The 18941-nt window shown below is 39.2% G+C and carries 14 protein-coding genes and 1 pseudogene; 14 read left to right on the top strand and 1 reads right to left on the bottom strand.

Annotation, left to right across the window (positions count from 1 at the left end):
- The first annotated feature begins 571 nt into the window (after positions 1-571).
- The 10 genes and pseudogenes from sdhC (at position 572) to sucD (ending at position 12230) form a co-directional block, all read left to right on the top strand.
- A complete protein-coding gene (sdhC, locus tag AC1PJ9_RS07850; protein ID WP_001984863.1) occupies positions 572-973 on the top strand; it encodes a succinate dehydrogenase, cytochrome b556 subunit in 402 nt (133 codons plus the stop codon).
- The gene (gene sdhD, locus AC1PJ9_RS07845) at positions 973-1338 is read left to right on the top strand and encodes a succinate dehydrogenase, hydrophobic membrane anchor protein (RefSeq protein ID WP_000833672.1); all 366 of its coding nucleotides are present in this window, start codon (positions 973-975) and stop codon (positions 1336-1338) included. Before sdhC ends, sdhD begins: the two co-directional genes overlap by 1 nt.
- Before the next feature lie 12 nt (positions 1339-1350).
- The gene (gene sdhA / locus AC1PJ9_RS07840; protein ID WP_227062829.1) at positions 1351-3186 is read left to right on the top strand and encodes a succinate dehydrogenase flavoprotein subunit; all 1836 of its coding nucleotides are present in this window, start codon (positions 1351-1353) and stop codon (positions 3184-3186) included.
- Positions 3187-3200: 14 nt separating this feature from the next.
- Positions 3201-3911 carry a succinate dehydrogenase iron-sulfur subunit gene (locus tag AC1PJ9_RS07835; protein WP_004705893.1) on the top strand — a complete coding sequence of 237 codons (711 nt, stop codon included), beginning with the start codon at positions 3201-3203 and terminating at the stop codon, positions 3909-3911.
- 283 nt (positions 3912-4194) lie between these two features.
- Positions 4195-4323 (top strand): annotated as a pseudogene (locus AC1PJ9_RS07830) (hypothetical protein).
- Positions 4324-4480: 157 nt separating this feature from the next.
- Positions 4481-7321: a 2-oxoglutarate dehydrogenase E1 component gene (locus AC1PJ9_RS07825; protein WP_263614459.1), complete on the top strand. Its 2841-nt coding sequence runs from the start codon at positions 4481-4483 to the stop codon at positions 7319-7321.
- Positions 7321-8514: a 2-oxoglutarate dehydrogenase complex dihydrolipoyllysine-residue succinyltransferase gene (odhB, locus tag AC1PJ9_RS07820; protein WP_200027436.1), complete on the top strand. Its 1194-nt coding sequence runs from the start codon at positions 7321-7323 to the stop codon at positions 8512-8514. The genes AC1PJ9_RS07825 and odhB overlap by 1 nt, the downstream gene beginning before the upstream one ends.
- 62 nt (positions 8515-8576) lie before the next feature.
- Positions 8577-10010 (top strand): dihydrolipoyl dehydrogenase, encoded by a 1434-nt coding sequence (gene lpdA, locus AC1PJ9_RS07815; RefSeq protein ID WP_002051272.1) that lies wholly within the window; start codon positions 8577-8579, stop codon positions 10008-10010.
- 148 nt (positions 10011-10158) lie between these two features.
- Positions 10159-11325, top strand: a complete 1167-nt coding sequence (gene sucC / locus AC1PJ9_RS07810; RefSeq protein ID WP_001048573.1) for an ADP-forming succinate--CoA ligase subunit beta — start codon at positions 10159-10161, stop codon at positions 11323-11325.
- A gap of 14 nt (positions 11326-11339) precedes the next feature.
- On the top strand, positions 11340-12230 hold the full coding sequence (sucD, locus tag AC1PJ9_RS07805; protein WP_000114637.1) for a succinate--CoA ligase subunit alpha: 891 nt from the start codon (positions 11340-11342) through the stop codon (positions 12228-12230).
- 411 nt (positions 12231-12641) lie between these two features.
- Here the strand turns inward: sucD and trpS are convergent, their stop codons facing one another.
- Positions 12642-13655 carry a tryptophan--tRNA ligase gene (gene trpS / locus AC1PJ9_RS07800; RefSeq protein ID WP_000072941.1) on the bottom strand — a complete coding sequence of 338 codons (1014 nt, stop codon included), beginning with the start codon at positions 13653-13655 and terminating at the stop codon, positions 12642-12644.
- A gap of 206 nt (positions 13656-13861) precedes the next feature.
- Between trpS and AC1PJ9_RS07795 the strand changes: the two genes are divergently transcribed.
- The 4 genes from AC1PJ9_RS07795 to AC1PJ9_RS07780 form a co-directional block, all read left to right on the top strand.
- On the top strand, positions 13862-14785 hold the full coding sequence (locus tag AC1PJ9_RS07795; RefSeq protein ID WP_311086966.1) for a DUF808 domain-containing protein: 924 nt from the start codon (positions 13862-13864) through the stop codon (positions 14783-14785).
- A gap of 29 nt (positions 14786-14814) precedes the next feature.
- Positions 14815-15714 carry a KPN_02809 family neutral zinc metallopeptidase gene (gene ypfJ, locus AC1PJ9_RS07790; RefSeq protein WP_311070069.1) on the top strand — a complete coding sequence of 300 codons (900 nt, stop codon included), beginning with the start codon at positions 14815-14817 and terminating at the stop codon, positions 15712-15714.
- Between the two features lie 235 nt (positions 15715-15949).
- Complete coding sequence (locus AC1PJ9_RS07785) at positions 15950-17452, top strand: cation:proton antiporter (RefSeq protein WP_002051161.1); 1503 nt, start codon at positions 15950-15952, stop codon at positions 17450-17452.
- A 456-nt stretch (positions 17453-17908) separates the two neighbouring features.
- On the top strand, positions 17909-18941 hold a 1033-nt coding region (locus AC1PJ9_RS07780), incomplete at its 3' end, for a BapA/Bap/LapF family prefix-like domain-containing protein (RefSeq protein WP_479761876.1).

The raw sequence follows: 18941 nt of genomic DNA, 5'->3' as shown, positions 1-18941 counted from the left end.
ATTATCACCATTTGATAATCCCAAAAATTGTACTTTTTTTGAGTTTAATTGTCTAAAAAATAGCTTGTTGATCATGCTTGAAAAATTAAAAAGCTTTTTTTGTAAAAATACTGCTCACTGTTAAGAGTCAAGTAGCTCTTTATTACTTTTAAGATAAGTATAGAGAGTTACCATTTTAAAAATAAAAATGATCAAAATTAGTAAGTAAGAATAATTTTAGTTTATGCTTTCGATTAGACTTGATGATTTATTAACTTTATCTTTAGTCTAAAACTCACTTATTTTAAATAAAGCAGTAGAAAAGATATTTTTTATAAAATATGAGGTTAAACAAGCACATGTTTTGTTTTATCTTAAGTTTTGGATAGGGAAGACTGCTGTTTGGCTATGTGAATGATTCTTATTTGATGAGTTTTTGCGGAAAAGGCAAAGTGGATTGTTTGTATTTTGATATTTCGCGTTTTATAATTCAGTGTCGTTTATAGGTTAGGCATGAGCTGTGCTTGCCTAACAATGCCAGCTTTCCTTGGAATTAATTCAACAAACTCCGGTCGGAGTTTCTACCTACAGGATGCCCGCTGTGAAAAGCAACAGACCTGTCAATTTGTCCATGGGTCAGGTGTTAGCGGTAAATTTACGCTCACCCGTGGCTATTGCATCAATTTTACACCGTTTATCAGGTGTCATCGTTTTCTTATTAGTACCAGTTCTCTTATGGATTCTAGATAAATCATTATCTTCACCAGAAGGATTTGACTACGTTAAAAATGTCGTTTTTGGAAATATCCTTGTACGTTTTGTCGTGTGGGTATTTGTAGCCGGCTTAATTTTCCACTTTATTGCTGGGGTTAAGCATTTGCTTGCAGATCTAGGTTTTGCCGAAGAACTGCAAAGCGGTCGTATTGCAGCGACAATTTCATTGATCTTATCTGTGGTAGCCATTATCGCAGCCTTTGTATGGATTATGTTCTAATGAAAAGTGCTACAGGTTTAACAGGTTCAGGTTCTCGTGATTGGTTTATCCAGCGTGTAAGTGCTGTGGTATTAGCAGCTTATACTGTTGTTCTTTTTGGTTGGATTCTCTGCAAAGGCGGATTTGACTATCAACAATGGGCTGGTTTCATGATGACATTACCAATGAAGATTTTTTCTTTATTGGCAATTTTATCGCTTATCGCACACGCATGGATTGGTATGTGGCAGGTTTTCACTGACTATGTCACTACTCGTCAAATGGGTCCTTCAGCGAAAGGTTTACGCCTTGTACTGACGACGGCTGTCATTATTGCAGTGTTTGTGTACGCAATCTGGGGTATCCAGATTTTCTGGGCGAATTGATAGGAAGATATCATGGGCGCGATAACCCCTAAAGAAGATTATTCAAATATTCAAAACCTCACTTTCGATGCAGTTATCGTTGGTGGTGGTGGTTCTGGTATGCGTGCATCTTACCAACTTGCTCAAGCAGGTTTGAAAGTTGCAGTACTTACTAAAGTTTTCCCAACACGTTCACATACAGTTGCTGCTCAAGGCGGTATCGGTGCGTCGTTAGGTAACATGCAAGAAGATAACTGGCATTTCCACTTTTACGATACAGTAAAAGGTTCTGACTGGTTAGGTGACCAAGACGCAATCGAATTTATGTGTCGTGAAGCACCAAAAGTTGTGTATGAACTTGAACACATGGGTATGCCGTTTGACCGTAACGCTGATGGTACAATTTACCAACGTCCGTTCGGTGGTCACTCTGCGAACTATGGTGATAAACCAGTTCCACGTGCTTGTGCTGCTGCTGACCGTACTGGTCACGCATTATTGCACACGCTTTATCAAAGCAACGTGAAAATGGGTACTCAATTCTTCGTTGAATGGATCGCTCTTGATTTGATCCGTAACGAAGCAGGTGATGTACTTGGTGTAACTGCAATTGACCAAGAAACTGGTAACATCGCAGTATTCCAAGCAAAAGCAACATTGTTTGCGACTGGTGGTGCTGGTCGTGTTTACCGTGCATCAACAAATGCTTATATCAACACTGGTGACGGTCTTGGTATGGCTGCTCGTGCTGGTATTCCATTACAAGATATGGAATTCTGGCAATTCCACCCTACGGGTGTTGCGGGCGCAGGCGTATTGTTAACTGAAGGTTGTCGTGGTGAAGGTGCGATCCTTCGTAACAAAGACGGCGAACCGTTCATGGAACGTTATGCACCGACTTTAAAAGATTTGGCTCCACGTGACTTCGTATCACGCTCTATGGACCAAGAAATTAAAGAAGGTCGTGGTTGTGGTCCAAAAGGTGATTATATCTTACTTGATATGACTCACTTAGGTGCTGACACAATCATGAAGCGCTTACCATCTGTATTTGAGATCGGTAAAAAATTCGCAAACGTAGACATTACTAAAGAACCAATTCCAGTAGTACCAACAATCCATTATCAAATGGGTGGTATTCCTACGAATATGCATGGTCAAGTGTGCTTACCAGAACCTGGTACAGACAACTACACTAAACCTGTAAAAGGTTTCTATGCAATTGGTGAATGTTCTTGCGTATCAGTACATGGTGCAAACCGTTTAGGTACTAACTCACTTCTTGACTTGGTTGTATTTGGTAAAGCTGCTGGTGAGCACATTATCGACTACGTAACTAAGCATCATGGTGATGAATATGCGCCACTTCCAACAAACGTGCTAGAGCAAACTTTAGATCGCGTACGTAAATTGGATGAATCAACTTCTGGTGAAAATGCACAAGAAGTTGCTGACGCAATTCGTGATATCGTTCAAGACCACGCTGGTGTATTCCGTACCCAAGCATTGCTTGATAAAGGTGTTAAAGAGATACTTGCTCTTGAACCACGTGTGCGTAACATTCACTTGAAAGATAAATCTAAAGTATTTAACACTGCGCGTGTTGAAGCGCTTGAAGTTGAAAACTTATATGAAGTTGCAAAAGCTACATTAATTTCAGCTGCTGCGCGTAAAGAATGTCGTGGTGCGCATACGGTAGTTGACTATGAATTACCAGCTGATCACCCAACTTATTCATACGGTCGCCGTGATGATGAGTGGATGAAACATACTTTATGGTATTCATCAGATAACCGTTTGGAATATAAGCCAGTGCGCTTCAAACCGTTAACTGTTGATCCAATTCCACCAGCACCACGTACATTCTAATCGGGAGTATAAAGATGAGTAGAGGTACTCGTACATTCGAAATCTACCGCTATGATCCTGATAAGGATAAAGCGCCGTACATGCAAACTTTCAAACTTGAATTGACTGATAAGCACCGTATGTTGCTTGATGCATTGCTTGCTTTGAAAGTTCAAGACGAAACGTTAACATTCCGTCGTTCATGCCGTGAAGGTATCTGTGGTTCGGATGGTGTGAACATCAATGGTAAAAATGGTTTGGCTTGTTTATGGAATTTAAACGACCTACCTGAGAAAATTGTAATTCGTCCATTGCCAGGTTTGCCGGTTATTAAAGATTTGGTTGTTGATATGAACCAATTCTATGATCAATATGACAAAATTCAGCCATTCTTGATCAATAACCAACCAGCTCCACCTAAAGAGCGTTTACAGTCTCCTGAAGAGCGTGAACACTTGAATGGTTTGTATGAATGTATTCTTTGTGCATGTTGTTCAACTTCATGCCCATCATTCTGGTGGAACCCTGATAAGTTCTTGGGTCCTTCAGCATTGTTGAATGCATACCGTTTTATTATCGACTCTCGTGATACTGCGACTGCAGATCGTTTGGCTCGTCTTGACGATCCATTCAGTTTGTTCCGTTGTAAAGGTATTATGAACTGTGTGTCAGTATGTCCTAAAGGTTTGAATCCAACAAAAGCTATCGGTCACATCCGTAACATGTTGTTAGATCAAGCGGGTTAATTCTGCACAAATAGAGAACGCACATCCTTGATGTGCGTTTTTTTTTAACTTTATAATAGGCGTCTTATACTTTAGTCGCTAAAAGAGGGGTTTTTATATCAAGCACCATATATTAATAGATAAAATTGGATATGTATTTCGCCAATTTATAGATGGTATGTGTCAAAAAAATCAATCGTTCGTTAAGAACATGATACGATTTGCCACAAAGTTGTAGGTGAAAAAAGCGTATACTAGTGAAATTAAATTAAGTGGCACGATCTTAGATCAGTGCTTAATTTTTATGGTCAAAGTCATTTTAGAAAAGTTAATTGTGTAGTTAATTTTTCTAAAAAGATTTGCAAAAAATTGCTCGGTTTTAATCGAGTATAAGGTGAGTGATGATGCCATTGAGGGCGTTGTGATTCATTAATTACCTATGGAGTTTTCTCTCTAGGTAGTATGACGCCCCATGGTCTTGAAGACCTGTTGGGTAAGTAGTGTCATTTTTACCAATTTGACATTATGCATCATGGGTGTGCTTAAAAGGCAGCCTGTAATATTTTTTGCAATAGGAAATGGGTCCACAAATGCAAGAAGTTGCTGACGCATTGCGTCTTGACACTGAACTTTCCGCTGATAGTGCAGCGTATATTGAAGAACTTTACGAGCAGTACCTGACTTCCCCAACCTCCGTCGCTGAGGACTGGCGCCAATATTTCGATAAATATCCAAAGGGTGACCAACCACACAGCGCTGTGCGTGAGCAATTCCTATTACTAGGACGTAATGCTAATCGTGTTCAACCTGTTGTACAAAGTACTGTAAGTACTGAGCATGAGCGTCGTCAAATTGGCGTTTTACAACTTATTGCTGCTTATCGCAATCGCGGACATCAAAAAGCTAAATTAGATCCATTAGGTCTTGCTAAGCGTGAAGATATTCCTGATTTAGATCTTTCAGCACACGGTTTAACCAAATCAGATTTAGACACAGTATTCAACACAGGCAATCTTGAGATTGGTAAGAGTGAAGCAACTCTTGCTGAAATGATTGAAGCAATGGAAGCAATCTATTGTGGTTCAATCGGTGTTGAATACATGCATATCGTGGACACAAAAGAAAAGCGTTGGATTCAACAACGTCTTGAAAGTGCCCGTGGTAAATTCAATTACTCAAATGATCAAAAGAAAGGCTTCTTGGAGCGTTTAACCGCTGCTGAGGGTCTAGAAAAATATCTTGGTAATAAATACGTCGGTGCTAAACGCTTTGGTGTTGAAGGCGGCGAATCTTTTATTCCTATGGTAAACGAGATTATCCAGCGTGCTGGTGCTGTAGGCTGTAAAGAAGTTGTTATCGGTATGCCACACCGTGGCCGTTTGAACCTTCTTGTTAACATTATGGGTAAAAACCCTGCGGACTTATTTGGTGAGTTCGAAGGTAAATCAATTCATAAGAAAGGTTCAGGTGACGTTAAATACCACCAAGGTTTCTCAAGTAATGTAATGACTCCAGGTGGTGAAGTTCACTTGGCATTGGCATTTAACCCATCTCACTTGGAAATTGTTGGTCCTGTAGTTGAAGGTTCTGTACGCGCACGTCAAGTACGTCGTAGAGACATCGGCGGTGATGACGTATTGCCAGTTATTGTTCATGGTGATGCTGCATTTGCAGGTCAGGGCGTGAACATGGAAACCTTCCAAATGTCACAAACTCGTGGCTATACGGTTGGTGGTACAGTTCATATTATTGTGAACAACCAAGTAGGTTTCACAACTTCTGATCCACGTGATGCACGTTCTACAGAGTATTGTACAGACGTTGCTAAAATGATTCAGGCGCCAATTTTCCATGTAAATGGTGATGATCCTGAAGCAGTTATCTTTGCTACTCAATTAGCACATGATTTCCGTCACGAATTCCGTAAAGATGTTGTTATCGATTTGTTCTGTTATCGTCGTCGCGGCCATAACGAAGCAGATGAGCCATCTGGTACACAACCATTGATGTATCAAGTAATTGCGAAGAAAGCAACTACTCGTACACTTTATGCTGATCAACTCGTACAAGAGAAAGTACTTGATCGTGCTGAAGCTGATCAAATGGTTGAAGATTACCGTTCTGATTTAGAAGCGGGTAATCATGTAGCAAATGCATTGATTCTTGAACCAAATACCAAAATGTTTGTTGATTGGACTCCATATTTGGGCCATGACTATACAGACGATTGGGATACTTCATTTGACTTGAACCGCCTTAAAGAATTAGGCGAGGGCATGAGCAAACTTCCTGAAGGGTTTGTAATGCAGCGTCAGGTTCAAAAAGTAATTGAAGATCGCGTGAAAATGCAAACTGGTGAAACTCCTTTAAACTGGGGTGCAGCAGAAACTTTAGCTTATGCAACTTTATTAGATGAAGACTATCTAGTTCGTATTACTGGTGAAGACGTAGGTCGTGGTACCTTCTCACACCGTCATGCGAAATTGCATAACCAAGTTGATGGTTCAACTTATATTCCTCTTTGTCATGTTAAAGAGAACCAACCACGTTTTGCGATTTACGACTCTCTTTTATCTGAAGAAGCAGTTCTTGCGTTCGAATATGGTTACGCAACTACAATTCCTAAGAGCTTGATTATTTGGGAAGCACAATTTGGTGACTTCGTAAACTGTGCTCAAGTTGTGATTGACCAGTTTATTGCTTCTGGTGAGACTAAGTGGGAGCGTGTTTGTGGTTTAACAATGTTGTTACCACACGGTTTCGAAGGTCAAGGTCCAGAGCACTCTTCAGCTCGTTTAGAACGTTTCTTACAGTTATGTGCTGAAGACAACATGCAAGTGATCACTCCAACGACACCTGCACAGATTTTCCATGCATTACGTCGTCAGGCTGTACGCCCAATTCGTAAGCCATTGATCGTAATGTCACCGAAATCTTTACTTCGTCATAAACTTGCGACTTCTACTTTAGAAGAGCTAGCACATGGTTCATTCCAAACTGTAATTGACGAAATCGATCAAATTAACAAGTCAGATGTAACTCGTCTTGTACTTTGTGGCGGTAAAGTTTATTACGACTTACTCGAAAAACGTCGTGAACAAAACTTAACTAATGTTGCAATCGTACGTATTGAACAGTTGTATCCATACCCAGAGCAACGTCTTGCGGAAATCTTGGCTGCTTATCCAAATGTGAAAGAACTCGTTTGGGCGCAAGAAGAGCCGAAGAACCAAGGCGCTTGGTTGTTTATCGCACCGCGTTTATATGACGATATCTTAAAATCTGGCAAACAAATCCGTATCAGTTTTGCAGGTCGTGAAGCTTCTGCTGCACCAGCTTGTGGCTCACCGTACTTGCATGCAAAACAACAAGCTCAGCTAATTAATGATGCATTGGCAATCGAAGCTGAACAATCAGGAGATTCTCAATAATGGCAACCGAAATTAAAGCACCGGTATTCCCAGAGTCTGTTGCAGATGGCACCATCGCAACTTGGCATAAAAAGGTGGGTGAACCTGTATCACGTGATGAAGTAATCTGTGATATTGAAACCGACAAAGTTGTTTTAGAAGTTGTTGCTCCTGCAGATGGTAGCTTGGTTGCAATCATTAAAGGTGAAGGCGATACAGTTCTTTCTGACGAAGTTATTGCTCAATTCGAAGCTGGTGCTGGCGCAGCTGCTGCTCCTGCAGCGGTAGAACAAGCAGTTGCTCAAACTCAAGCTGGTGCAGCTCCTGTTGTTGAACGTACAGAAACTGTATCTGATCAAGCTCCTGCAGTTCGTAAAGCATTAACTGAATCTGGTATTGCTGCTGCTGATGTACAAGGTACTGGCCGTGGTGGTCGTATCACTAAAGAAGATGTTGCAAACCATCAAGCTAAACCAGCTGCTAACGTTACTCCGTTAAGTGTTGCTGTTGGCGAGCGTATCGAAAAACGTGTTCCAATGACTCGTTTACGTAAGCGTGTTGCTGAGCGTCTTCTTGCTGCAACTCAAGAAACTGCAATGTTAACTACATTTAACGAAGTTAACATGAAGCCAATCATGGAATTGCGTAAGCAATATAAAGATGCTTTCGAAAAACGTCATGGCGCTCGTTTAGGCTTCATGTCATTCTTCGTTAAAGCAGCAACTGAAGCGCTTAAACGCTACCCAGCTGTAAACGCTTCAATTGATGGCGACGATATCGTTTATCACGGTTACTATGACATCGGTGTTGCAGTATCTTCTGATCGTGGTCTTGTTGTACCAGTATTACGTGATACTGACCGTATGAGCTATGCAGAAGTTGAAGCAGGTATTGCTGCTTATGCTGGTAAAGCACGTGACGGTAAATTATCTATCGAAGAAATGACTGGTGGTACTTTCACAATCACTAACGGTGGTACTTTCGGTTCATTGCTTTCAACTCCTATTTTGAACCAACCGCAAACTGGTATCTTGGGTATGCACAAAATCCAAGAGCGTCCTATGGCGGTAAATGGTCAAGTTGAAATCTTGCCAATGATGTACTTAGCGCTTTCTTATGACCACCGTATGATCGATGGTAAAGAAGCTGTAGGTTTCTTAGTAGCAATCAAAGAATTGTTAGAAGAGCCAGCTAAACTCATCCTTGATCTTTAATTTCTTCGAATAAATACCTACCAGGGTAGAGCGATCCTCTATCCTGGTTTATGGAGATAAAAATGTCTCAACAATTTGATCTTGTTGTCATCGGCGGTGGTCCTGGTGGTTATGAAGCTGCAATTCGCGCTGCTCAACTAGGCTTCAAAGTCGCTTGTATTGAAAAACGTATTCACAACGGTAAGCCTTCTTTAGGTGGTACTTGCTTAAACGTAGGTTGTATCCCTTCTAAAGCTTTGCTTGATTCTTCTCATCGTTATGAAGATACAGTGCATCACTTAGCTGATCACGGTATTACAACTGGTGAAGTGAATTTCGATCTTGCAAAACTTCTTGCTCGTAAAGACAAAATTGTTGACCAATTAACTGGCGGTATCGATCAATTGCTTAAAGGCAACGGTATTGAGTGGTTAAAAGGTACAGGTAAATTACTTGCTGGTAAAAAAGTTGAGTTCGTTTCTCATGAAGGTGAAACTCAAGTTTTAGAACCTAAATACGTGATTCTTGCGTCTGGTTCTGTGCCTGTAAATATTCCTGTAGCTCCTGTAGATCAAGATATTATTGTTGATTCAACTGGCGCATTAAACTTCCCAGAAGTACCTAAGCGTTTAGGTGTGATTGGTGCTGGTGTAATCGGTTTAGAACTTGGTTCAGTATGGCGTCGTCTTGGTGCTGAAGTTGTTGTATTTGAAGCAATGGATGCATTCTTGCCAATGGCTGATAAAGCTTTGGCAAAAGAATACCAAAAGCTTTTAACTAAGCAAGGTCTTGATATTCGCGTTGGTGCTAAAGTTTCTGGCACTGAAGTTAATGGTCGTGAAGTGACTGTTAAATACACTCAAGGTGGCGAAGAAAAAACTCAAACTTTTGACAAATTAATCGTTTGTGTTGGCCGTAAAGCATATGCAGAAGGTTTATTGGCTGAAGATTCAGGCATTAAATTAACTGAACGTGGTTTAGTTGAAGTAAATGATCACTGTGCAACTTCTGTAGAAGGTGTATACGCGATTGGTGACTTGGTTCGCGGTCCAATGCTTGCTCATAAAGCAATGGAAGAAGGTGTAATGGCTGTTGAGCGTATTCACGGTCACGCAGCTCAAGTGAACTATGACACAATTATTTCTGTTATCTATACACACCCTGAAGCGGCGTGGGTAGGTTTAACTGAAGAGCAAGCTAAAGAAAAAGGTCATGAAGTAAAAACTGGACAATTCGGTTTTGCTGTAAATGGTCGTGCTTTAGCTGCTGGTGAAGGCGCAGGTTTTGTTAAGTTCGTTGCTGATGCAAAAACTGACCGTTTATTAGGTATGCATGTCATTGGACCTGCTGCATCTGATATCGTTCACCAAGGTATGATCGCTCTTGAATTTGTATCTTCTGTTGAAGATCTTCAGTTGATGACTTTTGGTCACCCAACATTCTCTGAAGTTGTTCATGAAGCTGCACTTGCTGTAGATGGTCGTGCAATTCACGCGATTCAACGTAAGCGTAAATAAAATTAAAGAGCGGTTCTCCGCTCTTTTTCACATTCGATGGTGTGATTAAAAAATCATCAAGTTGATAGACGTAGACAGCAATTTGCATATACAACATGAGAATGTTGCGCAAATTGAAGACAACAAACAAAGTTAAGTAGGTAACTAAATGAACTTACATGAGTATCAAGCTAAAGCGTTATTGAAAGAATATGGTATGCCGGTACAAGAAGGTATCTTGGCAACCAATGCAGACGAAGCAGTTGCTGCATTTGAACAGCTTGGTGGTAAATTCGCTGTAATGAAGGCGCAAGTTCATGCTGGTGGTCGTGGTAAGGCTGGTGGCGTTAAAGTTGCAAAATCTAAAGAAGATGTTATCGAATTTGCAAACAATATCATTGGTACTCGTCTTGTAACGTATCAAACTGATGCAAATGGTCAACCAGTAAACAGCATCATTGTTGCTGAAGACGTATATCCAGTTGAGCGTGAGCTTTACTTGGGCGCGGTTGTAGACCGTTCTAGCCGTCGTATTACTTTCATGGCTTCTACAGAAGGTGGTGTAGAAATCGAGAAAGTTGCTGAAGAAACTCCAGAAAAAATTATCAAAGTTGAAGTTGATCCATTAGTTGGCTTACAACCATTCCAAGCACGTGAAGTTGCGTTTGCTTTAGGTTTGAAAGACAAACAAATCGGTCAATTCGTAAAAATCATGACAGCTGCTTACCAAGCATTTGTTGAAAACGATTTTGCTTTATTTGAAATTAACCCACTTTCAGTTCGTGAAAATGGCGAAATTTTATGTGTAGACGCGAAAGTAGGTATCGACTCTAACGCGCTTTACCGTTTACCTAAAGTTGCTGCTTTACGTGACAAATCTCAAGAGAATGAGCGTGAATTAAAAGCATCTGAATTTGATCTTAACTATGTTGCTTTAGAAGGTAACATCGGTTGTATGGTTAACGGTGCTGGTCTTGCAATGGCAACTATGGACATCATTAAACTTTATGGTGGTCAGCCTGCAAACTTCCTTGACGTTGGTGGCGGTGCAACTAAAGAGCGCGTAATTGAAGCGTTCAAAATCATCCTTGCTGATACTTCTGTACAAGGTGTTTTAATTAACATCTTCGGTGGTATCGTACGTTGTGACATGATTGCTGAAGCAATTATTGCAGCGGTTCAAGAAGTAAACGTAACTGTTCCAGTTGTTGTTCGTTTAGAAGGTAACAACGCTGAGTTAGGTGCTAAATTACTTGATGAATCTGGTTTGAAATTAATTTCTGCGAACGGTTTGTCTGATGCCGCAGAAAAAGTTGTAGCTGCAGTTAAAGCGTAAGGGGAGTATCAATCATGAGCGTATTAATTAATAAAGACACTAAAGTATTGGTACAAGGTTTTACTGGTAAAAACGGTACTTTCCACTCTGCACAAGCTTTAGACTACGGTACAAAAGTTGTTGGTGGTGTTACTCCAGGTAAAGGTGGTACAACTCACCTTGACTTACCAGTATTCAACACAATGAAAGAAGCTGTACGTGAAACAAATGCAGATGCATCTGTTATCTATGTACCAGCTCCATTCGTTTTAGACTCAATCGTTGAAGCGGTTGATTCAGGTGTTGGCCTAATCGTTGTGATCACTGAAGGTGTTCCAACAATCGACATGCTTAAAGCAAAACGTTATTTAGAAACTAACGGTAACGGTACTCGTTTAGTTGGTCCTAACTGCCCAGGCGTGATCACTCCGGGTGAATGTAAGATCGGTATTATGCCTGGTCACATCCACCAACCAGGTCGTATTGGTATTATCTCACGTTCAGGTACATTGACTTATGAAGCTGTTGCTCAAACAACTAAGCTTGGTTTAGGTCAGTCTACTTGTATCGGTATTGGTGGTGACCCAATCCCAGGTATGAACCAAATTGAAGCTCTTCAATTGTTCCAAGACGATCCAGATACTGATGCAATCATCATGATCGGTGAGATCGGTGGTACAGCGGAAGAAGAAGCTGCTGAATTCATCAAATCTAACGTGACTAAGCCTGTAGTAGGTTACATCGCTGGTGTAACTGCTCCTAAAGGTAAGCGTATGGGTCACGCTGGTGCGATCATTTCTGGTGGTCAAGGTACTGCTGAAGAGAAATTTGCTGCATTTGAAAAAGCAGGTATGGCTTACACTCGTAGCCCAGCTGAGCTTGGTTCAACTATGTTGCAAGTATTAAAAGAGAAAGGTTTAGCTTAATAGCTTCCTTGAATCTTTAAAAAATACCGCATCTGAAAAATGATGCGGTATTTTTTTGCATCATTGAAAAGTAGCATAAAATGAAATAAGAAATAATAAGGCGAAAAAAAGACAAAAAAATACGCAATGATTGGGGTGATCATTGCGTAGAACAACGAATCTGTTAAAAACAGTTTCGGCTTAAGGAGAAATGTCGTGAGGTTCATATCAACCTACTTGAGCTATATTAGTCAGGTGTTCATATTTGTTCATTAAGGTTCACGTTAATTAGTGTTACTTCACGTTAAAAGGGTAAGAGCGTGTGAATCATAATAAATATATAGAAATTCTAATAAATTAAATTATTGAAGTTAAATGTAATAATAAAAAAAGCCCCGTAGGGCTTTTTGAATTATATTCTTGATGTAAGAATTAAAATTTAAATAAGCCTAAGCCATCTTTAACTTCATCTAAAGTTTGCTGAGTAATGATTCGACATTTATCAGTGCCTTGACGTAAAACATCCATAATGTAATCAGGATCTTTAGCGAGTTCTTCACGACGTTCACGAATAGGTGTAATTAATTCTTTTAAAACACCTTCAAGACGTTTTTTAACAGTACCATCACCAAGACCACCACGGCGGTAGTGAGCTTTTAATTCTTCAACTTCTTCTTTATTTGGATCAAATGCATCTAAATAAGTAAATACAATGTTTCCTTCAACTTGACCTGGATCTTCGATACGAAGATGATTTGGGTCTGTGTACATTGCATTTACCGCTTTCTTAATGTCTTTGTCAGAAGCATTTAAAACAATGGTATTGCCTAATGACTTAGACATTTTTGCTTTACCATCAAAACCTGGTAAACGAGCCATATTAGAAAGCAATGCTTTACATTCTGGTAAAAGGTCTTGACCAATTTGACGATTCACACGACGTACAATTTCATTGGTTTGTTCAATCATTGGAATCTGATCTTCACCCACTGGTACTACAGTTGCTTTAAAAGCCGTGATATCAGCTGCCTGTGCAACAGGGTAGCAAAGGAAACCAGCCGGAATGTCACGTTCAAAACCACGCATTTGAATTTCAGATTTGATGGTCGGGTTACGTTCTAAACGAGCTACAGTTACAAAGTTAAGATATAACATTGTAAGCTCATTCAATGCCGGTAAACATGACTGTACGCAAATGGTTGTCTTAGTTGGATCAATACCAACTGCTAAATAATCTAGAGCAACTTCTAAGATGTTACGGCGTACTTTATCCGGATTATCAGCATTGTCTGTTAATGCTTGAGCATCTGCTAATAAGAGATGTTGATGATGGCTATCCTGTAAACCTACACGTGAACGCAAAGAACCGACAAAATGCCCAAGGTGAAGTTGTCCGGTAGGGCGGTCGCCTGTCAAAATAATTGGACGCTGATCAACATTACTCATTATTTATTCCACTATCGTATTGGCTTAATCAGGGATAGTAAGCCCTGTAATATAAAAGATTGGCATTATTGTACGGGAAATAAAATTTTTTCGTCAGCGATTGGTTAAACTTTCTTAAAATAATATTGTGAATTTATTCAGTAAAATTACAGAAATTGGAATATTTCATCTTACAATAGTCAGATAAATACAAACCTGGATAAGAAATGGCAAGTGGCTTACTTTTATTACTAGATGATATTGCAACAATTTTAGATGATGTCGCTTTAATGAGCAAAATGGCAGCAAAGAAAACTGCTGGTGTTTTAGGTGATGATTTGGCTTTAAATGCACAACAGGTAACAGGTGTGCGAGCAGATCGTGAATTGCCTATTGTGTGGAAGGTCGCAAAAGGTTCTTTAGTTAATAAGCTTATTTTAGTACCGTTAGCTTTATTAATTAGCGTTATTGCACCTTGGTTGATTAATCCGCTCTTGATGTTAGGTGGCTTATTTTTATGTTATGAAGGCGTTGAAAAAGTTCTTCATACAATTACGCATAAAAAAGCTTCGACCTCAGAGGAAGCAGAAAAAGAATTTAACAATGAAGAGCTAGATATGGCTACTTTTGAGAAAGAGAAAGTAAAAGGGGCTATTCGTACAGATTTTATTTTATCAGCTGAAATTGTCGTGATCTCGTTAGGTACGGTGGCGACTGCTACGTTATTAACTAAAGTTAGTGTTCTTAGTATTATTGCAGTTGTGATGACACTTGGCGTTTATGGCTTGGTTGGCGTGATTGTTAAGATTGATGATTTAGGATTATATTTAACAAAACAAGCTGCTTCTTTCAAACAAACTCTAGGACGTGGTTTACTTGCTTTTGCTCCTCTTTTAATGAAGCTACTTTCTATTGTTGGAACTATTGCAATGTTTTTAGTAGGTGGAGGGATTATTAATCATACGATTCCTTTACTTCACCATGTTACTGAAGATACGGTTGATCAGGTAGAAACTATACCAGCAGTAGGAAATATTATTGGTGCTTTAACACCGACATTAATGAACTTTGCGATTGGTATGATTGCTGGTGCAGTTGTGTTGCTTGTGGTGAGTTTAATACAGAAAATGTGGCCAAAAGCTTCTGACTAATCAGGCCATTTAAAAAGAAGAGGGAAGTTATGCGTTGGAGAGATCGTAGAGTCAGTACCAATGTTGAGGACCGTCGAGGTGGGGGCGGCGTTAAAGCAGGTGGTATTAGTATTATTGGTTTGGTTGTAGCATTTGTCGCATGGAAATTTTTTGGCGTTGATCCACAAATGGCTTATCAGGCAACGCAGCAGGTTACTGCTTCACAACAATCAAATGCAACTTCACCAGAAAGTTTAACGCCTGAGCAAAAAGAAGCGTCAGATTTTGTTGGAACTGTGTTAGCTGATACAGAAGATACGTGGACACCTATATTTAAGCAGTTAGGTAAAACTTATACACCGCCAAAGTTGGTTTTATTTAGTGGAGTGACTCGCTCAGGTTGTGGTACCGCTCAATCTGCTATGGGACCTTTTTATTGTCCAGCTGACCAGAAAGTTTATATTGATACCGAATTCTTTAAAGATATGCGTGAGCAAATGGGTATCTCGGGTGAACAAAATAAATCAGAGCTTTCTCGCCAAGATGAGGCAGGAGATTTTGCCCAAGCCTATGTTGTTGCTCATGAAGTCGGTCATCATGTTCAAACCTTGCTTGGTATTTCTTCTCAAGTGCAACAAGCGCGTTCGCAAGTTAGTCAAAGAGAGGGCAACCAGCTATCTGTTCGTCAAGAGTTACAAGCCGACTGTTTAGCAGGTATATGGGCAAATCATAATCAACAGCGTACTCAGTTTTTAGAGTCTGGTGATGTTGAAGAAGCAATGGATGCAGCTCAAAAAATTGGTGATGACTATTTGCAAAAACGTGCAACTGGCCAAGTCGTTCCTGATAGCTTCACCCATGGTACGAGTGAGCAGCGGATGCATTGGTTTCAAGTGGGCTTAAAGTCTGGTGATATCAATCAATGTGATACTTTTAATAATTCTATCTAATGCGAAAGATGAGTTTATTAAAGCATTTTTAATAGACTCATCTTTTTAATACCCCTCTGATTCATAATTAATGTTAAGAAATTTAACTGATCGATAGAATGATTAAAGTAATTCGTTAAACTTATATTTCAATTTTTAACTGTTTGGGCACATATAACGTGCCTATTTTGTCATTCTGTTCAGTTCAGCTGTCTAGGTTTTCTTATTTGGTCATTGACCCAGAAGAAGGGTGTTCATGGGTAATTTTTTCTTATTACAAGCACTTACGGTTGTATTTGCCTTATCAATTGCAACCACTATATTCAATAAGCGTATTTTAGGCTTCCCTCAAGCTATTGGTGTGCCTCTTGTTTCTGCAATTTTTGTCTTCATTTTGCAATGGGGAGCCAGTCTCTTAAATGGTAATCAGTTTATTACTATTAATATTCATAATATTGAAGAAGCAGTACGTCATATCGATTTTTATGACTTTTTAATTAATGGCGTCATCTGTTTTATTCTGACATCTTCTGCACTGAAATTTAAAATTTCAGACTTAAGAAGTTATTGGAGACAAATTAGTATTCTAGCGACTATTGCGCTAGTTATCTGTGCGGTATTGTTTGGTGGCTTACTTTACGGTTTCCAATTGCTGGTTGGTCATCATGTGCCAATTTTAGTTCTTCTATTATTAGGCGCGGCATTGGGTGCAACAGACCCGATCGGTATTAAAGGTGTTTTAAGTTCAATTCGCGCACCCCATCATCTTATTGTCAAATTAGAGGGTGAGTCTTTATTTAATGACGCGATGTGTATTGCATTATTTATGACGTTGTTGAATGTTTTACAAGGTGAACATTTTTCATTAGTTGCTACATTAGAAGCTTTGCTTTATGAAATTGTGGTTGCTGTCGGTATTGGATGGGCATTTGGTATAGGAACATTACGTCTATTACGTGGCAAACATGAAATGGAATCTCTGATCTTAACAACTGCCTTACTTGCTAGCGGAGCATATTTAGTTGCTTTATTTGCTCATGCATCTGCACCGATTGCTTGTGTGATTGGCGGTTTAATCGTTGGTAATAAGTGGAAAGAAATCCGTGAAGAGCGAGAAATTAGGGAAGTTAACCATTTTTGGCATACTGTAGAAGGAATTATTAACTCATTCTTATTTACTTTAATTGGTCTTGAGCTATTTATTCTTGATTTAAACTTTAGCTTGATTTTAGGTGGAATAGTCGCTTTCTTTATTTTGCATATTTCACGCTTTGCAGCAAATTTTATGTCTTTTGCTTTCTTCCCAACAATGCGTAAGACCAAAAGCTACAATGGTAGTTTAACCATTTTGTCTTGGGGTGGGGTACGAGGAGGGATTTCACTTGCTTTAATTTTGGCAGTCGCCAATATTCCAGCACTTAGCCCTTATAGTAGTATTCTGATTGGATATACTTTTATTAGCGTATTGTTATCTGGTGTGGTGTGTGGCCTTGGCCTACCAGCGGTAATGAATGCATTTTATTACAACCCTAATGAAGAAACGGAAGGCCTTAAAGGTTTTTACCAGAAGCTATGTCATAAAATGAACCGCCGTGGCTTTCAATATATCGTAGGGGAAGACGCATTAGGAAGAGAAACGATTACTATCTTTAATCCCGATGTAATCGTTGACCAGAAAACAGAAGATGGTATTGCAACTATGCATGATCCGAATAAGTTGCAAGAAGTAAAACGTTTTGAGAGTCCAGATAATTTTTAAATAAACTTAAAAGTATTTTTATTTAAATTAAAAAATAAGGCTTTAGTGTAATAGTAAAATATTAACTAAAGCCATTTTTCTGCATATTATTAATTAATAATATATTTTATTTTATTAAGATATTGAAACTTGTTATATAAAACTTTTAATTAAAATAATTTTCAACAAATATTGGATAATAAAAAAATTAAATTTATTTTATAAATAATATAGTTAGTTCTTACTCTATAGGAATTATGAAAAACAAAAGACAAAATTTTATTTATATAAAATTTGTATTAATTAAATTTTTTTCTTTAAGGACTTTAGTATTTATTTTTTTTATTTTAAAGTGGGTAATGTAAAAATGATCACATTACTTAATGTTTTTAAGTTGTAGGTCAAAAACTCGAAAACATTAAGTAAAAAGAATTATACAAAAATCATTTAAATCAATAATATAAAAGGAATGAACATATGCCTGATATACAAATTATTGCCAAGGACAGTCACAAAACCTTGGTAACAACAGAGGGAACTTCTGCAAAACTTTCAGAAGCATCAGTTGTGTTGGTAAAAGTGGCTGCCAGTGATGTATTGGTAGTAAATAGGGAGGGTACCAATGCAGTAATTCGCCTAAAAAATGGTGAAACTATTGTTATTGAAGGCTTCTTTAGTGGAACAGCTGAGCCAGCCGATAATAGTCTTGTTTTTCAAGACCAAAATGGCCAACTCATTTGGGCAAAATTTAAAGATGCCGAAAATGATGCGGATGCTGACAGCGATGCAGATGCGGATGCTGACAGCGATGTAGAGCCGCAAGCGCTTTTAGGTGAAGATTTACCAGCAGCTCTACCAGCAGAAGCACCGCAGGCATTAGTGTCTGATGTTATTTACCAACCTATTTCTTCAATTCAGCCATTACTTTATCACGATGCAGGTGTGAACCCATGGTTGTGGGCAGCAGTACCTCTTGTTGCAGGTGGTATCATTGCTGCTGCATCAAATAGTGGTAGCAGTAATGACTCTTCTCCTGCAGATACTACGCCGCCAAATACAAATGGCGTTACTTTCTCTGTTGATCCTGTAACTTCAGATAATATTATTAATTCAACAGAAGCTGCGGGTAATGTTACTGTTACGGGTAGTTTAAAAAATATTCCGACAGATGCTGCAAATACTGTCGTTACCGTAGTTGTTAATGGTGTAACTTACACTGCAAATGTAGACAAAGCAGCAGGTACGTGGAGTGTAGTTGTACCAGGCAGTGGATTAATTGCAGATAGCGATAAAACAATTGATGCAAAAGTTACTTTTACTGATGCAGCAGGTAACAGCAGCAATATTAGTGAGTCAAAATCTTATACAGTAGATACGACAGCCCCAACTGCACCGGTAATTGATCCAATCAATGCGACCAATCCAGTCACAGGTACAGCAGAACCAGGTTCAACTGTTAAAGTGACTTTCCCAGATGGTACGACAGCAACTGTAGTTGCGGGCCCTGATG

The sequence above is a fragment of the Acinetobacter sp. 70_2 genome (assembly GCF_056736115.1).
This window is presented reverse-complemented; position numbering and strand designations above follow the sequence as displayed.

Excerpts from the sequence above, each read along its gene's own strand:
- sdhC (WP_001984863.1), top strand. The coding sequence starts at position 572 with ATGCCCGCTGTGAAAAGCAACAGACCTGTCAATTTGTCCATGGGTCAG.
- sdhD (WP_000833672.1), top strand. The coding sequence starts at position 973 with ATGAAAAGTGCTACAGGTTTAACAGGTTCAGGTTCTCGTGATTGGTTT.
- sdhA (WP_227062829.1), top strand. The coding sequence starts at position 1,351 with ATGGGCGCGATAACCCCTAAAGAAGATTATTCAAATATTCAAAACCTC.
- AC1PJ9_RS07835 (WP_004705893.1), top strand. The coding sequence starts at position 3,201 with ATGAGTAGAGGTACTCGTACATTCGAAATCTACCGCTATGATCCTGAT.
- AC1PJ9_RS07825 (WP_263614459.1), top strand. The coding sequence starts at position 4,481 with ATGCAAGAAGTTGCTGACGCATTGCGTCTTGACACTGAACTTTCCGCT.
- odhB (WP_200027436.1), top strand. The coding sequence starts at position 7,321 with ATGGCAACCGAAATTAAAGCACCGGTATTCCCAGAGTCTGTTGCAGAT.
- lpdA (WP_002051272.1), top strand. The coding sequence starts at position 8,577 with ATGTCTCAACAATTTGATCTTGTTGTCATCGGCGGTGGTCCTGGTGGT.
- sucC (WP_001048573.1), top strand. The coding sequence starts at position 10,159 with ATGAACTTACATGAGTATCAAGCTAAAGCGTTATTGAAAGAATATGGT.
- sucD (WP_000114637.1), top strand. The coding sequence starts at position 11,340 with ATGAGCGTATTAATTAATAAAGACACTAAAGTATTGGTACAAGGTTTT.
- trpS (WP_000072941.1), bottom strand. The coding sequence starts at position 13,655 with ATGAGTAATGTTGATCAGCGTCCAATTATTTTGACAGGCGACCGCCCT.
- AC1PJ9_RS07795 (WP_311086966.1), top strand. The coding sequence starts at position 13,862 with ATGGCAAGTGGCTTACTTTTATTACTAGATGATATTGCAACAATTTTA.
- ypfJ (WP_311070069.1), top strand. The coding sequence starts at position 14,815 with ATGCGTTGGAGAGATCGTAGAGTCAGTACCAATGTTGAGGACCGTCGA.
- AC1PJ9_RS07785 (WP_002051161.1), top strand. The coding sequence starts at position 15,950 with ATGGGTAATTTTTTCTTATTACAAGCACTTACGGTTGTATTTGCCTTA.